Below are 16,198 nucleotides of genomic sequence, written 5' to 3'. Positions count from 1 at the left end.
GTATCCTTTAATAATGCATTTGCCTTTGAATGCCCTTGAGGGATCTTTGGATCCATCACCGGCGTATTTATTTATTAATCGCTGAAACTTTAAAAATGAAGTGCATATTATGCCTATTGGTTGTAACCTGCCTGCTGGGTACCGCCACCAGGGCCCAGGTTACCGAAAACTTCGATTCCAGGAACGGGGTTGCGCTCTCGCAATTAAAAGGATACCTGCAAAACCGCTGCTGGACATTACCTGACCTGGATATTACCGGGTTAGACACGCAAAAAGATGGCTGGCTTGTTCCAGGATCATCCATTTCAGCCCAACAACGTACCGGTATATATACACCCGTACTGGATGTAACCGATCAGATCAAAATTTCTTTTAGCTATAAATTCGACCAGGCCTTTGAAAAAGGCACCCGCCGTTGGGTGAAAATTTTTTTAACCGATCCTAACAATATTGTTGTAAAACAACTGGACAGCCTTGGCTGCTCACCGCTTAATACTGGTTCACTATACAACTACGACAAAACTTTTACGCATTTGCAGCCGGGCATTTACAAAGTGTACCTGAACTACCAGGGCACGGGTGGCAGTGCCCGCATTGCCATTGACCAGTTTGCGGTTTCGGCTGCCCTGCACTATGCAGAAGGATGCAATAGCTCGCCGGTAGCCGTAAATGATCATATAAGCGGATTCCCCGATCATACCGCCACTGGTATGGTTACTATGAATGACCGTGATGCAGACAGTGACCATATCAACGCCTATCTTATAGCCAGTTCACCCGATGGCAAAGTTGAATTGCGAGGTGATGGCAGCTTTACCTTTACACCCAACCCGGATTTTACAGGTCATTCAACCACCTTCACCTACAAAGTATGTGACAATGGTTATGGCCGCTTATGCTCACAAGATGCTACCGTCAAGCTAAGCTTCCCTGATGAATCGGTAAGTCTGAATGATTTTGCCGGGCTTTATAATGATGGCGGTCAGGTGTTACTGAAATGGGCAACCGGTTATGAGTTTAACAGCAACCGGTTCGAAATTGAAAGAAGCATTGATGGCCGCAAGTGGCAAACTGCAGGAACCGTGAAAGCCCAGGGCAAATCAACCGAAAGGAAGATCTACTCCTTCAATGATGAAGTAGGCAGGAATACGGCGCTTAAAAAAGATCTTTACTATCGCCTGAAACAGGTAAATAACGAAGGCAAGGTAGCCACCAGCAGGTTACTGGTAGTGCGCGTTTTGAACACTCCCAGCGTTAAAATGGTAAGTGTTACGCCTAACCCGGCTAAAAATGACATTGCGGTAACCACGCAGTTGAATGAAAGCAGTTATGTTGCCCTTAAGATCTTAAATGCCCATGGCGCTATCGTGATGAATAAAACGTCAAAAGCCGATGCAGGCGCACATAGTTTTATAATGGAAGGAAGCAGCAATCTGCAACCCGGCGCCTATACGCTCGATGTTACGGTGAACAGCAAAGAGCGGATGATGGTAAAGCTGATTAAAGAATAATTACACATTCACAGGTATATGCCCCTGCCTTAGATTGGGCAGGGGCTATTTTATTTTTTTACCCCCAGGTAGCTTTGTAAATTCCTGACGTACTCCTCAAAAGCAGCTACACCGGCAGGTGTAATTTTACACATGGTCTGCGGGTAATTGTCTTTGAACTGTTTTACAACCTCAATATAGCCGGCCTCTTTTAGTTTATTGATCTGCACGCTCAGGTTGCCGGCCGTTGCATTGGTGGTTTCACGAATAAAAGTAAACTCAGCCTCCTTCTCACTGATGAGAAGCGAAACAACTGCCAACCGCAGCTGGGAATGTAATATTGGATCCAGATCTTTAAACTCCATTGCAATCACTTTCAACCTTATTGATTGTACCTTTTATAAAAACAATGGTACCCTTGAGAGATCATACATTACAAAATGGTCCACGCATTTAATAAATTAACGCGTGGACCTTCCGCTTATTTGCAGCTAGCCATCGTTTTTTCTACCTGATCTTTACCCCAATTGGGTGCTATGTTTGATGCAGGCTTGAATGCTTCAAACTTTTTCCTGGCTTCTTCCAGCACAGGCTTCGCACTGTTGCAGCCTCCGCCAAATTGTTCTGGTGTATTGCGCAAATTCTGCCCCTGTAAATAATAAGGCCTTGGGTTAGAAGGATCCTGTTTTTTTGCATTGTCCAGTTCCTGCTGAACGATAGCGCCATATTGTTGCCAGCGTTGTTGCGGATTCACCAGCATGCGTAAGGTAGCGATCATCGATTTTACACAGCTTATTTCAGAATTATTTGGTTGCAGGCCATCGGCTTTGTTCAGTAACTGTTCTGCTTTACCTGCATAAGCGTCGTTATTGCTCATGTCGTTCTTCATAAACGCATAAATCACCTGGCTCAAAGATGCATAGTAATAGGGCAGCCATTGATTTTTTTCTGCATCAGCAATACGTTCAAACGCTGCCGATGCGGCCAGCATATCATCTGCCGTTTTAGCCGAATCCATTTTTGTAATGGTAGCGGTCATTGCTTTTGTAAACTTTTCGATTTGAGCAAGTCCCTGCGTTACTAGAGCAAGCGACAGGAGTACAAAAAAGATTTTCTTCATGATGGTTGATTTTATTTTTCGCGTTATAAATTACTGTTGATCACATCGTCGCTTCTGTCAACACCGAAACTGAGGAAACAACCCAGGAAAAAGAACCGCCGGGATGTAGGCAGAACAGGGTCTTTTCTCAGGCCATTGTATGAGTAGTTATAACCAAATACCTGGTCGCTGCCTAATACATTATTCACAGAAAAAACCCATACTATAAACTTTTTCGATTTGGTATTTCCAAGAGTTGGCAGGTAATTGACACTAAAACTGAGATTATTGTAGGCAATGGTTTTTCCCTGGTCGGCAATATGGTATTTGCCTGTACTATTGCTATATCTGATATTGTAATAAGGCCGGCCTGTGGCAAAAGTGTAAGAACCGTTGAACTGGGTCTTCCATTTGGTTACAAATTTCTTCAATACCAGGCTGGCGGTATGGTTGGCAGCAAAATTGGGTTGAATAGCGTAGGGATAATTCAGGTAATCACGTTTCGTATCGAGGTAGGAATAGGATATCCAGTAATCAACTTCCTTAAACGTTTTGCGATCCCGCCAGAACAGCTCGATTCCTTTCGCGTCGCCAAAACCGCCATTACCGATGCTGTCAATAATACCATTGTTACTGTTGCCGTAGGTCTTTATGAGATCCTGGTATTTTTTGTAAAAACCTTCAATACGCAGGGTGTACTCTTTGCTTACTTTTTGGTAGTTGGCAATGTAATGCGTTGCCTTTGTGTATACGAGATCGTTATAAGCATAACCGCGCAGAAAATAATCTTTTTCAGGTTTTTGATAAAATATACCATAGGCCAGCGATGCCTGGCCTTTATTGCCCACTTTATATGCCAGTGATACCCGGGGAACCAGGTTTGTTTTTTCGAGCAACGAACTGTGCTCGAAACGGCTACCCAGTTTGGCTGCCAGGTCATTGGTTATGTACAGGTCGGCTTCGGCAAAAGCAGCCTTAAAATGGTCGTCGGCAGTTGAAATACCGTTGGTAGTGTACTCGTTTGAAAAAGTATTTTTATCGGTAAAGTACATATATTCCCCACCAAAGCGAAATGCGCTTAAGCCATACAGGCGTCTTTCGAGCACGGTCTTGATCTGAGCAAGATCACTGTTCGCCTTTAATTGAAAGTTCTTGGTGTCGTATGGTTCAAAGGAAAGATCCATCGGTGTATTGAATTGATCCTGCAGTTCATTTCGGATCTTGTCGGTATTGGTGCTGTACGAAGCGCCCATGTATAAATGCCATTTTTTGCTGAGCTTTTCTCTCCAGGACAGATTTCCATATACATTGAAGTTAGTAAGCTTAAACGCATTCTTCAGGTCAGTGGAATCAATATCGGGCCGGCGCACACCCAACTGGTTAAAATTAAAATAACCGTAAAATTTCAGCATCCCGGTTTTGGAGGTCTTGATACGGAAATTTACTTCTCCATTATGGAACTCCGGAATTTTAAAATTATCGGGTCTTTGTTTAATAGCTGCGAAAGAGGCAATCAGGTTTACATAACTGTAATTGACGCCCCAGCTGGCATTTTTGTCTTTTGACAATTGCTGAAAGCCCGCATTCAGCCCAACCGTAGAAACGCCCGCACTGGCGGAAGATTGATCGGGCAGGTCAACCGATTCAAGGATAAGCGCAGATGAAAGCGCCTGGCCGTATAGTGCTGAGTAGCCGCCTGCGCTGAAGACGGTTCCTTTAAAGAAAAAAGGGGAAAAGCGGCCACGTTGTGCTATATCAGGCACACTGCTGAAAAAGAAATTATTTACCAGGGTGCCGTCTATAAATACTTTTGTTTCCTGGGCAGTACCTCCGCGCACAAATAGACCTTCACTCTCCCCTACCTGCTGGGCGCCCGGTAATGTTTTTATGGCGCCGGTAACATCCGCATTGGCACTGGCTGTGGTTACAATGTCTATTGGATTCAAGACAGTAGTTCGTTTCGTATCGCTGGCCTCAAAAGAACCGGCAGTGATGGTAACAGCGGTCAATTCATTCGGTTCCTGCTTTAAGACAATATCCAGTTGTATGGCAGTGCCGGAAATAGTAATCTTTTGTTCCTGCAGCTTAAAACCAATGGAAGTAGCCAATAAAGTTTGTGCGCCCCGTTCGCTTGTGTTAAAACGGTAAACACCAAGGGAATCGGTAGTGGCTCCATCATAGGTATCTTTTATGGTAATACTGGCTCCCTGAACAGGGCGGCCTTTTTGGTCTTTTACTTTTCCTGAAATGGTAGTTTGGGCTGAAGCGGCCAGAAAGGATAAGAGTAAAACGAGTAGCGGTAAAAGCGGTGGCATGGGTTTGATTTGTACTCAAACGTAAACCAGTTTATATCATAAACGAAATTATTTTTAGAAAATTTTCCACATTTGTCCAGAAACAGGAAAAACGAACTTTTTTGCCATAGCAATTTGATTTTAAACACATTAAGTGATTTTCAATAAAGCATGCGTTAATCTGAAATTTGTTTGGCGCTGATCATCATAATCTTTTAAAATGTAAATATTTATACTATAATGTAATCGATGCGCGTAAGTATTTCCCTGTAAAATATCGATAGGGGTTTTGCGTTGTACGATTGGCGAAAAAGCGCTAACTATCGCCTTTAAATGTTATATCCGTCTTGAAAACTATGAAAAGGATCGAAACTCCTTTACACGCATCTATTCTTTTGGATGCATTTTGCTGCCCGATTACCCTAACCCGTAATCATGCACTGCAGGTACCATCATATCCCATGGTACGGGAAACAATTTCCTGTATAGCCCAAACCGCTACACTTTCTAACGCTTTCCTTTTTGAACAAAGTTTTACCGGATATAATGCCAGCTTAATAGAATTATTGGCTGAGAAACATTCGTGTTTTCGTATACTATTTAAAAGAACAGATAACTGAATCTAAACATTAAGACAACGGATACATTAACTATAGATAATTTAAAAACATTTGGCCAATGCAATTAAAAGAATAAACTATTTAAAAACGTAAATACAATTTGTTTATAAGGTTATAATTATCGAAGCAGAACGAGGCCTGTTTCATAATTATGATGAATTTAATTCGAAAACTTTCATGTGTAAATCCGGAACCTATGAACTTAAAATTCTACCCTTTGAGAGCAATGCTCTTTTTCTTAATGCTGTTCAGCATTAAGTCAGGTGTTCAGGCACAACTTACTTTCTTTAAAACTGTAGAGAACTTCACTACAGGTGGAGACGGTACTACAGCAGAACAAGGTGATGAGCTGATCTATACTATGTACATCACCAATACGTCTACCCAGAATTACATCGCGTGTAGACTGTATGACAACGTACCGGCAGGGGTATCGTACATCGCTGGTTCAACCAGGATGAACGGCACCCTGGTTACCGACAAAACGGGTGCTGTTATGCCTTTTTCGGGCAATGGCAGTCCTGTAAGATCACCCTCGTATGGTGCAGGTATTCTGGCGCCCAATTCTCAGTGTATTATTACCTTTCGTGTACGGGTAAGTGCCAACGGTGGCAGTATTTTCAACAATGCCACCATCGACGCTACGCAAAACAGCGTTTCCACCATCCAGGCGACCAACACGGTATTTACCAATATCGATGAAGATGCCGGTTGCAATAAGGTGTATGAAACGACCACTTACAATGCAGATTATACTTCTGCTGGTAATACTACATCACAGAGAGAATGGAGCTGGTTAAGGGAATTAGATATTAATAATGGTACCAGCGGCGCCAATAATACAGCCATCTACAATGGCCCAACCGGCCAAAGATTTGAGGCCCTGCCGGTAGGTTCCACCACGACGATAGCAGCACAATTACTCGACAATTGCGCCGCCATTGCCTATGACAGAACAAAACAAAGGATTTACTTTGTTAATAACGACGTTGACCAGCGCCTGAGTTATATTGATATGAGTAACCCCAGCAATATTGTGGCCAGAAGATATAGCAGCGTTACGTTTGTACCTTATAACAGCGACAATTCGTACAGGGTGAACCGTATGGGTATGGGTTCAGATGGCTTTTTGTATGCACTTACTGCCAATGGTGAAAGGTTATACAGAATTTCTTTTAACGCCTCTGATGTACCAACTATAACGAATCTCGGGGCGTTGACCAATCATGCCACCAACGGAAACAAACGTATCCTCGATGAAGAGGGTGGAGACTTGTTTGCAGATGGGTCGGGTAAATTATACCTCATCTGTAACTCCAGTAACATGTATAAGATCAATCCCAATACTAGGGTGGCTACATATATGGGCAGGGTCACATTCATGGGTGGCCCTTCAGCCACTGAAATGACATCTCAGTCAATAGCGATCACTACTGAGGGAACAGTGTATATCGGTGGTCAATATAGAAGTGTGTGGAGGTTAGACCTGGAAACCATGCAAGCCACCAGGATCAATTCAGGCACGAACAACGTATATGTAAGCGGTGATTACACAACCTGCGGTTTCCCAGTACTGGCCAGCTCTATTATTGCCGATAAGACCTACCGCAATATCAATGGCAGCCCGGTGGTGAATGGCGGTGATACCGTTGAATATGTTATCACTGTAACCAACCTGGGTAATATCAATGCAGCCGGTGTATATATGTACGATTATATTCCCCCATCCACTATCTACCTGCCAGGTACCACCAGAATGAATGGTATTCCCGTGCCTGATGTAGGTGGCGTAATGCCTTTCGCCGTTTCCGGTGGCCGCCTGGTAAACTCTCCAGGCCAAGATCCCGGCATTGTTTTACCACTTGGCGTAAACTCTGCCGTGGTTACCTTCCGGGTAGAAACAGAACCTAACAAACAGGTTTGTAACCAGTCGAGGATCTCGTTACTTGATGCCGATGGTAACGTGATGTTTGTAAACTCAAGCGATCCTACCAATATCGGACAAACTCCTACCTGCTTCTATTCAGATGGAGTATTGCCCTTAGTGAACCTGAAATTCAAAGGCAGCCTGGCCGGTGAAAAATCTGTATTGAACTGGACCATGAACGGGGATGCAGCTGTGAACTACTATGAAGTAGAGTATTCTGAGAACGGATCTGCATTTACTACAACCGGCAAAGTGATTGCTAAAACAAACGCCAACAGTGCCAACTCGTATACTTACACTGATAACGAACACACCTTCTCTACGACCCGTTATTATCGTCTGAAGGTGATCCAAAAAGATGGTAACTCGTCTTACTCGGGCATCGTTCGCCTGAATGTGAAAGACCTGGATATTGAAGCGGTTCCCAATCCATTTGACCGTGATATCAACGTTCAGGTGAAATTAAAGACCGCTGAAACCGTTCGTATCCGCCTGCTTGATTTCTATGGCCGCGAAGTATATTCAACCGTAGAACAATTAAGCATCGGCAGTCACTCTATTGCGATCCGCATCCCCGCCGGACTTGCCAAAGGCATTTACGTACTGGATGTAAGATCTGGCAGTGAACAGATCTACCAGCAAAAAATGATAAAGAAATAAGCTAGTTCCGGAATAGCATAATGCAAAGGAGTCCGAAAGTGGCTTTCAGTGAAAGCCGCTTTCGGACTCCTTCTTTTACAACTCCCGAAAATTTCTGCCAATAAAAAACCCTCCTGTAGAGACAGGAGGGCGTTCTTGATCGTACCCTTTAAAATAAAATCTTTATATACAGTTTATTTGCTTCTGTTCTTTGCTGATCCGAATTATAAGCCGGGTGTTTTTAAAAACCATCCCGTAGAAACGGGACGGTGTTGTTGATCGTACCCTTTAAAAAAATCTTTGTATTAGCGCGAAACACCAAGGCTATGGTTTCATTCTAATCCAGCTTCTCCTCTTCTGCACTATGACGCTTCTTGCTTATAATATGTTCATTGCCCTTTTCGGGTTTGTCTTTTAGTTGGTGGACTTGTCGTAAGATGATTGAAATTCGGTTGCGGTATTCAGATAGGAAGGATCGTTACTGCTTGCTTAAAAAACCATCCCGTAGAAACGGGACGGTGTTGTTGATCGTACCCTTTAAAATAAACTCTTAAATCTCTTTCCTAAGGGACACGTCCATCAGGGTACTTTTATACCTACATAACACTTATTACACAATTTCAATATAGATCGTTCTATCAATCGGCACTTAAGCAACACACGCGGCTCATACCGCCCTTCTATCCTATTGATTTACAACCTACTCGTTAACTTTTGTGCATCTTATAGCACCTACCTCCTATTTTGATACGTAACTCACTTAGCCTTTGGTTGGGTGAACCCAGCCTGGCATTTACACCACCCGTTGCCATAAGCACCATTCATTAGACTACATTTAATAAACGCAATGGTTGACTACCGGCAACTCCTTTGTTATATGCAACTATAAAGAATAAAATAAATTAGTGTTTGCATGGCCGTTATCGGCGCTATTGCGAGTCCCTTGTATTAGTAAAAGAAGACAAACATGCAGATGTTGAGAAAGTGTTTCAAAAGGTACATGCTTGCACAGCTACATTTTTAAGGGACCGGAATAACGTAATTCACAGGAGCATTGGTAAAAAAGGATCAATAGTTTTCACGGAACATTGGGGAAATAAATAATTAGAAGTAACAGGTACGGTTCCTAAAGGAGATTGGGGAGATTTGATCAGCTACACTGATCGGGTACAAATATCTAAACTGAATTTTGATTGTGCAATAGTAATATTACTTTTTTGGGATTTTTTTTACACCGGGAAAATGCGGCAATGAATTGACAATTAACAATTGGCCATCGGCAACCAACCACTTATCCAACCTCACAGCAGTTTATTACCCCCCAAAGCAGTTAGGCCGCCATGCTTTCAACGTTCTGCCTTATACTTGCAGCATTCGGCATCATACGTCTGATGCTCTACGTTTGGCTTATATCCATAAAAAAAGCCATCCGCCTGGGCGGATGGCCTATAACATATCATTTAACTATTATGTTATGATTTGTACTGAGGGATGAGGGTATTGGTCAGATTCACCATTTTCTTAATACCATCATCAGGTAAATTACCTTTTTTAAATTCCGCGAGTACTTCAGGATGTTTGTTCTCCATTTCCATCAGGAAGTGCTCTTCAAACTCTTTCATCTTCTTAACAGGCACTTCACGCAGCAAACCTTGTGTACCCAGGTAAATGATCGCTACCTGTTTTTCTACAGGGAATGGTGTGTATTGCGTTTGCTTCAGGATCTCCACGTTACGGGCGCCTTTGTCAAGTACCAGCTTGGTAGCAGCATCCAGGTCACCACCGAATTTAGAGAAGGCCTCCATTTCACGGTACAGGGCCTGGTCGAGCTTCAAGGTACCCGCTACTTTTTTCATCGATTTGATCTGCGCATTACCACCCACGCGGCTTACTGAGATACCTACGTTAATGGCCGGACGAATACCTGCGTTGAACAGGTTCGACTCCAGGAATATCTGGCCATCGGTAATAGAGATCACGTTTGTCGGGATGTAAGCAGATACGTCACCGGCTTGTGTTTCGATGATCGGTAAGGCAGTGAGTGAACCACCACCTTTTACCAGGTGTTTTATTGAATCGGGCAGGTCGTTCATGTTCTTTGCCACGGAATCATCATTGATCACCTTCGCCGCGCGCTCGAGCAAACGGCTGTGCAGGTAGAATACGTCACCAGGATAAGCCTCACGGCCGGGCGGACGACGAAGCAACAGTGATACCTCGCGGTAAGCTACGGCTTGTTTCGACAGATCATCATAAATGATCAGGGCTGGCCGTCCGGTATCGCGGAAGAACTCACCAATGGCAGCTCCGGCAAATGGCGCATAGAACTGTAAAGGAGCCGGATCAGATGCTGAGGCAGCTACGATCGTTGTATAAGCCATAGCACCATTGTCTTCCAGGGTCTTCATCACACCGGCAATGGTTGATGCTTTCTGACCAATGGCAACATATATACAGTACACCGGTTTGCCGGCAGCGTAAAACTCTTTCTGGTTAATGATGGTATCAACAGCGATGGCTGTTTTACCAGTCTGGCGGTCGCCGATGATCAGCTCACGTTGTCCGCGGCCAATGGGGATCATGGCGTCGATCGCCTTCAAACCTGTTTGCAGCGGTTCTTTTACCGGCTCGCGATAAATTACACCAGGGGCTTTACGCTCCAGGGGCATTTCATATCTGTCGCCGGCGATGGGACCTTTACCATCGATGGGTTCACCCAATGTATTTACCACGCGGCCCAGCATGCCTTCGCCTACGTTAATAGAAGCGATCTTGCCGGTACGGCGTACTTTTGCACCTTCTTTAATGTCACCGCTTTCACCCATCAATACCACACCCACGTTATCTTCTTCGAGGTTCAGGGCAATTGCACGTACCCCATTCTCAAACTCAACCAGCTCACCAGAACGTACGTTATTCAAACCGTATACGCGGGCGATACCGTCACCTACCTGCAATACAGTACCCACTTCCTCCAGATCGGCAGCTGCGTTAAAGTTGCTCAATTGCTGACGCAATATCGCAGATATCTCATCGGGTTTTATCTCTACCATATATAACCTTTTATAGTTTTTTTGTGTGTGTTTATTGTGAACCGTATGGCGGGGTCAAATTGCCCATTCACCATCAACCATTCACTTTATCTTATCTTATAAATAAAATCATTATTCATGAACTGCGATTTGATCTTATTCAGATCATACGCAATGCTGGCGTCTACCAGCGTATCGCCTATTTCCAGCACAAAACCGCCAATGATATCTTCATCAACCGTTGCTTTCAGATCAATGTTATTCAGGCTGGTTTGCTTTTGTATCTGACCGATGATCTGTTTTTTCACATCCTCGGTAACAGGAACAGCTGTTGTAAGCTTTATCGTATGAATACCTTTTTGCTCTTTATACTGATCAATAAAGGATACAATAACCTCAGGGAGGTTCGACTCACGGCCTTTGTTGATCAGTAAGCGGTTAAAACTGGCAGTAAGTTCACTTACCTTGCCTTTGGTCACCGCTTCAACGATAGCGCCTTTTTTATCGGCTTTTACAACCGGGCTACGCAGCAGCACTAAAAAGTCGCGACTTTCCTTGCAAAGCGTTTGCAAAAACAGCATATCATTATATACTGATTCTAACTGGTTCTTTTCATTAGCCAGGTCGATCAAACTTTTTGCATAACGCGCCGCTAAACGTGGATTGGGCATTTTGTCAATTTGATAATTTGATAATGTGATAATGTGATAATTGCCTATCAGCCGGCCTATCAACAATCAGCACATTACGCTATAATTATATCTTTTTACAATCAACAGTGAAAATCGTAATGTGATTTGTTTTCATTATCACATTATCGAATTATCACATTAGCTAATTAATTGAGCTTCACTTCTTCAGCCAGTTGCCTGATGTACTTCTCCTGCTGTGATTTGTCTGTCAGCTCGCGACGCAATACTTTCTCTGCAACTTCGATCACCAGCGAACCGACCTGGTTCTTAACATCGGTTAAAGCAGCCATTTTCTGCTGTTGAATAGCCGCGTTGGCATCAGCAATGATCTTGTTGGCTTCTACCTTAGCCTGCTCTTTCGCTTCAGCAATGATCCTGTCCTTCGTGTCACGTGCCTCTTTCAGCAATTGGGCTCTTTCTTCACGGGCTTTGGCCAGCAATGCTTCGTTCTCACTTTTCAGTTGCGCCATTTCAGCTTTTACCCGTTCAGCTGTAGCCAGTGAATCGGCAATGCCGGTTTCACGCTCTTTCAGTGATTTCAAAATAGGCTTCCAGGCAAATTTTCTCAGAATGATCAAAAGGATCAAAAATGCGATGAAGTTCCACACCAATAAGCCTAAATCCGGGGTAAGTAATTCCATTTTAAATTAATATTTATGGTATTGTATTGCTTTTCAGAGAAAAATACTGCATTCGCCGCCCTTTGCATTGAATGCAGTACTGTTTTTACGTGCAAACCTACTAGCGGAATACAGCCAGCAGACCGGCCACAGCAGCCAGAAGGGCAACACCTTCTACGAGGGCCGCAGCCAGGATCATGGTAGCACGAATGTCGTTGGTAGCTTCTGGTTGACGGGCAATTGATTCAACAGCGCCTTTACCGATCTGACCGATACCGATACCGGCACCAATCGCAGCAAGGCTAGCGCCAATTGCACCATAACCGGGCTGAACTTCCAACAGAATAGTCATCAAATTCATGATACTTGTGTTTATTATTAAAAAAGCCTTTAGTTTAAATTACTGCCGGTTCATCATGTCCATGTGCATCATGATGCTCATGTCCGCCCTCAAATGCCTGCCCGATAAATACCGCTGTTAAATTGGCGAAAATATACGCCTGCAGGAAAGCCACCAGGATCTCAATTACATAAATAAACACCGCCAGCAGAATGAAGAAAGGTGATGTTCCCCATCCCAGCGCTGTATTCATGGCGCCGAAAATGAATATCAAACAAATGAACGCTAATATGATTACGTGACCAGAGATCATATTGGCGAAAAGACGAATGATCAATGCGAAGGGCTTGGTGAAAATACCCAGGATCTCCACTGGTATCAGAATGGGCTTTACACCACCTGGTACTGGCGGATTAAAGATATGGGCCCAGAAATGTTTATTGGTGCTGAACAGGATCACAACAAAAGAGATCAAACCTAGCATCGCAGTAAAGGAAATATTACCGGTCACATTCGCAGATCCGGGGATCAAACCAATGAGGTTATTAATAAGTATAAAGAAGAAAACAGTCAGCAACAGGGGCATATACTTTTCATACTTGTGGCCCAGGTTGGCTTTACCTACATCATCTCTTACGAAAGTGATGATGGGCTCAACAGCATTCTGAAAACCTTTGGGAGCACTGGTTTGCCCAACGCCTTTTTTGTATTTCCTGGCAATGCTGGTCATTAATAATACCAGTAATATAACTGATATCAGCATTTGAGTTGCATTGCGTGTTAACGAAAAATCATACACTTTGGCATTGAGGTCGGGAACACCATTCGCATCCAGTGCATAGATCTTGTCATTCTTCAAAAGAGGTTTACCCTGATCATCTTTCATTTCCTCCAGGTCTTTGTGCTCTTTCAGATATTCTTCAGTTATTAAAACATATCCTTCATGAGCTTCTTTTCCATGATGGAAAGCAGAAGACATAAAGGCAGAAAGACCTTTTTCAGGAGAATATAATATCACCGGTAAGGGAATAGAAACCGGATGATTGCCAATAGTCATAAAATGATATTCATGACCATCAGAAACGTGTTCAATAATAAGTTTGGCAGGATTCAGGGTTTCTTTCTCTTCGGTGCCTCCATGAGCTTCCCTGCCGGGTTCTTTCCCGCCATGTTGGGCTACCAGTAAAAGAGGAGAAATCAATAAACTCAGGCTGAAAACCGCTACCAATAAGGATTTGACGCTTCTGACCAGCATACCTGTTTTTAAATTTTGCGCAAAGATAAGCAGGCGCAAGTCAAAAACGCACGGATAATCAAAGTATTTATTCTATAGTATTAAGCCCGGCTTTGCGTATTATATTATACATAATTATATGTATAGTTTGGGAGCCGTATAATGGTTAATTGGCTTTTGAAGCGCCCACTGAAGTACTAAAAAACAAATGTTTTTTGAATACCCGGTCATATGAAATTAAATAATATGCATAAATGTACCGGCTGGCAGGCTGAATTTCAATGTTGCGGAATTTAGCCTAAGGCACAGGAATGTGCTTGTCAAATTGCATCTGGTGCAATTTATAATAGAAACCCTGGCGGGCGATAAGTTCGTCATGGGTACCCATTTCTTTGATCTCCCCTTTATCCAAGACAATGATCTTGCTGGCTTTACGGATGGTAGACAAGCGGTGTGCAATAACAATAGAGGTTCGGCCGGCGATGAGCTTATCAATGGCCCTTTGTATAAGTAGTTCGCTTTCAGTATCCACCGATGAGGTGGCCTCGTCAAGTATTAATATGGAAGGATTGTAGAGCAATGCCCTGATAAATGATAAAAGCTGGCGCTGACCCAACGACAGGCTGCCCCCCCTTTCCATTACATTATAATCATATCCGCCCGGCAGCTGCATAATAAAATCGTGCATATCGATCATTTTGGCAGCCGCTATCACCTGTTCTTTTGAGATCGCCGGATTCCGCAGGGTGATATTATCCATCACCGACCCCGAAAACAGGAACACATCCTGCAAAACCACCCCTACACTTTTGCGCAGGGCCTCCAGTTTGTATTCTTCAATTTTTACGTCGTCTATTTTAATAGCGCCATGCTGAATATGATATAACCGGTTCAACAGACTGATAATAGATGTTTTACCACTTCCGGTATGTCCTACGATGGCAATGGTATCGCCCGGATTCACATTAAATGAAATATCCTTCAAAACATACCGGTCGCCCACATAAGCAAAAGACACATTTTCAAAACTGATCTTGCCTTTCACCAGGGCCGGCTCATAACTGCCTTCCGTTTTTATCACATCCTCGTTATCAAGCACTTTGAACACCCGGTCGCTGGCCACCATACCCATTTGTAATACATTGAACTTATCGGCAATCACCCGCAACGGGCGGAAAAGCAGGTTCAAACAAAGGAAGAAAGAAAACATTTTACCGATCAACAGCCGGCCCGCCTCTTCGTCTACCTTATAAATATCCAGCGCATGTGTAGCAGCCCACCAGACCATTAAACCGGTACCTACCGCCAATACAATTTCCACTACCGGAAAGAATACCGAATACGCGAAAATCGCATTGATGTTGGCATTCCGGTGCTCCTTATTTATGGTCTTGAACTTATTGAACTCTTTATCTTCTGCAGCAAAAGCCTGCACAATGGCCATACCGGTAATATGCTCCTGTACAAACGCATTGAGATGCGCCACGGCGTTACGCACTCTTATGAACGATTTGTTTACACTCTCCTTGAATAACCAGGTCGCCACCAGTAAAATGGGGAAAGAAGCCAAACTGATCAGGGTAAGCCGCCAGTCAACCGCAAACATGAATACCAGTACCGCAATGATCGACAACAGATCGGCAATGATGGGGATCAGTCCGTCGGAAAAAATATCGTTGATTGCTTCAATATCATTAATAGTTCGGGTAGTTAAGGTACCTATTGGTGTTGTATCGAACTGCGACAGGTTCAACCGCAGTATTTTGCGATATACATTCACGCGCAGGTCTTTCACTACTGTTTGACCCAGCCAGGCCGTTAAATAAGAGAAATAGAAACGGAAAGCAGTTTCCAGCAGCAAAAGGCCTATCTGAATGATGGTGATCCAGATGATCACTTGTTCCATGGAGATCTTTACGGCAGCATCACCGGTAACACCCTGGTGAACGTAATCATTAATGGTGACCTGGATCAGCCAGGGACGTACGGGAGAAACAACGGCCAGCAGGATAGCCATTATAACCGAAAGAATGAATTTCGCTTTATAGGGCCTGGCATACTGAAATACCCGCTTCAGTAAACTAAAATCAAATATGATCTTCCCCGTGCTTTTTCCTGCCATATCAAGTTTGCAAAAATAGGCAATATTAGTTTGTGGTTTGCAGTTTGTGGCTTGTTGTTATCCTTTATGACAACCTTCCATAATAGATT

General features: G+C 43.6%; 11 protein-coding genes. 2 read left to right on the top strand and 9 right to left on the bottom strand.

The window, feature by feature from the left end:
• The first annotated feature begins 95 nt into the window (after positions 1-95).
• Positions 96-1,511 carry an Ig-like domain-containing protein gene (locus JT717_RS02980; protein WP_205508691.1) on the top strand — a complete coding sequence of 472 codons (1,416 nt, stop codon included), beginning with the start codon at positions 96-98 and terminating at the stop codon, positions 1,509-1,511.
• Between the two features lie 50 nt (positions 1,512-1,561).
• Here the strand turns inward: JT717_RS02980 and JT717_RS02975 are convergent, their stop codons facing one another.
• The 3 genes from JT717_RS02975 to JT717_RS02965 form a co-directional block, all read right to left on the bottom strand.
• Entirely contained in the window at positions 1,562-1,855 is a 294-nt protein-coding gene (locus tag JT717_RS02975) for a winged helix-turn-helix domain-containing protein (protein ID WP_205508690.1), read from the bottom strand.
• A gap of 116 nt (positions 1,856-1,971) precedes the next feature.
• On the bottom strand, positions 1,972-2,610 hold the full coding sequence (locus JT717_RS02970; protein WP_205508689.1) for a hypothetical protein: 639 nt from the start codon (positions 2,608-2,610) through the stop codon (positions 1,972-1,974).
• Between the two features lie 23 nt (positions 2,611-2,633).
• On the bottom strand, positions 2,634-4,904 hold the full coding sequence (locus tag JT717_RS02965) for a TonB-dependent receptor (RefSeq protein WP_205508688.1): 2,271 nt from the start codon (positions 4,902-4,904) through the stop codon (positions 2,634-2,636).
• Between the two features lie 795 nt (positions 4,905-5,699).
• Between JT717_RS02965 and JT717_RS02960 the strand changes: the two genes are divergently transcribed.
• Positions 5,700-8,090 (top strand): T9SS type A sorting domain-containing protein, encoded by a 2,391-nt coding sequence (locus JT717_RS02960; RefSeq protein ID WP_205508687.1) that lies wholly within the window; start codon positions 5,700-5,702, stop codon positions 8,088-8,090.
• 1,451 nt (positions 8,091-9,541) lie between these two features.
• On the opposite strand, the gene atpA is transcribed toward JT717_RS02960, so the two are convergent.
• The 6 genes from atpA to JT717_RS02930 form a co-directional block, all read right to left on the bottom strand.
• Entirely contained in the window at positions 9,542-11,122 is a 1,581-nt protein-coding gene (atpA, locus tag JT717_RS02955; protein WP_205508686.1) for a F0F1 ATP synthase subunit alpha, read from the bottom strand.
• 86 nt (positions 11,123-11,208) lie between these two features.
• A complete protein-coding gene (gene atpH / locus JT717_RS02950) occupies positions 11,209-11,772 on the bottom strand; it encodes an ATP synthase F1 subunit delta (protein ID WP_205508685.1) in 564 nt (187 codons plus the stop codon).
• 167 nt (positions 11,773-11,939) lie between these two features.
• Positions 11,940-12,434 (bottom strand): F0F1 ATP synthase subunit B, encoded by a 495-nt coding sequence (gene atpF / locus JT717_RS02945; protein ID WP_205508684.1) that lies wholly within the window; start codon positions 12,432-12,434, stop codon positions 11,940-11,942.
• Positions 12,435-12,534: 100 nt separating this feature from the next.
• Positions 12,535-12,774: an ATP synthase F0 subunit C gene (gene atpE / locus JT717_RS02940; protein ID WP_014223036.1), complete on the bottom strand. Its 240-nt coding sequence runs from the start codon at positions 12,772-12,774 to the stop codon at positions 12,535-12,537.
• A 34-nt stretch (positions 12,775-12,808) separates the two neighbouring features.
• The gene (atpB, locus tag JT717_RS02935) at positions 12,809-14,008 is read right to left on the bottom strand and encodes a F0F1 ATP synthase subunit A (RefSeq protein WP_205508683.1); all 1,200 of its coding nucleotides are present in this window, start codon (positions 14,006-14,008) and stop codon (positions 12,809-12,811) included.
• A gap of 277 nt (positions 14,009-14,285) precedes the next feature.
• The gene (locus tag JT717_RS02930; RefSeq protein WP_205508682.1) at positions 14,286-16,109 is read right to left on the bottom strand and encodes an ABC transporter ATP-binding protein; all 1,824 of its coding nucleotides are present in this window, start codon (positions 16,107-16,109) and stop codon (positions 14,286-14,288) included.
• Positions 16,110-16,198 lie beyond the last annotated feature (89 nt).

The organism is Longitalea arenae (assembly GCF_016924755.1).
Taxonomy (GTDB): domain Bacteria; phylum Bacteroidota; class Bacteroidia; order Chitinophagales; family Chitinophagaceae; genus Niastella; species Niastella arenae.
This window is presented reverse-complemented; position numbering and strand designations above follow the sequence as displayed.

What these genes read in the sequence shown, in the direction of transcription:
- JT717_RS02980 (WP_205508691.1), top strand. Translation starts at nt 96, where the DNA reads ATGAAGTGCATATTATGCCTATTGGTTGTAACCTGCCTGCTGGGTACC.
- JT717_RS02975 (WP_205508690.1), bottom strand. Translation starts at nt 1,855, where the DNA reads ATGGAGTTTAAAGATCTGGATCCAATATTACATTCCCAGCTGCGGTTG.
- JT717_RS02970 (WP_205508689.1), bottom strand. Translation starts at nt 2,610, where the DNA reads ATGAAGAAAATCTTTTTTGTACTCCTGTCGCTTGCTCTAGTAACGCAG.
- JT717_RS02965 (WP_205508688.1), bottom strand. Translation starts at nt 4,904, where the DNA reads ATGCCACCGCTTTTACCGCTACTCGTTTTACTCTTATCCTTTCTGGCC.
- JT717_RS02960 (WP_205508687.1), top strand. Translation starts at nt 5,700, where the DNA reads ATGAACTTAAAATTCTACCCTTTGAGAGCAATGCTCTTTTTCTTAATG.
- atpA (WP_205508686.1), bottom strand. Translation starts at nt 11,122, where the DNA reads ATGGTAGAGATAAAACCCGATGAGATATCTGCGATATTGCGTCAGCAA.
- atpH (WP_205508685.1), bottom strand. Translation starts at nt 11,772, where the DNA reads ATGCCCAATCCACGTTTAGCGGCGCGTTATGCAAAAAGTTTGATCGAC.
- atpF (WP_205508684.1), bottom strand. Translation starts at nt 12,434, where the DNA reads ATGGAATTACTTACCCCGGATTTAGGCTTATTGGTGTGGAACTTCATC.
- atpE (WP_014223036.1), bottom strand. Translation starts at nt 12,774, where the DNA reads ATGAATTTGATGACTATTCTGTTGGAAGTTCAGCCCGGTTATGGTGCA.
- atpB (WP_205508683.1), bottom strand. Translation starts at nt 14,008, where the DNA reads ATGCTGGTCAGAAGCGTCAAATCCTTATTGGTAGCGGTTTTCAGCCTG.
- JT717_RS02930 (WP_205508682.1), bottom strand. Translation starts at nt 16,109, where the DNA reads ATGGCAGGAAAAAGCACGGGGAAGATCATATTTGATTTTAGTTTACTG.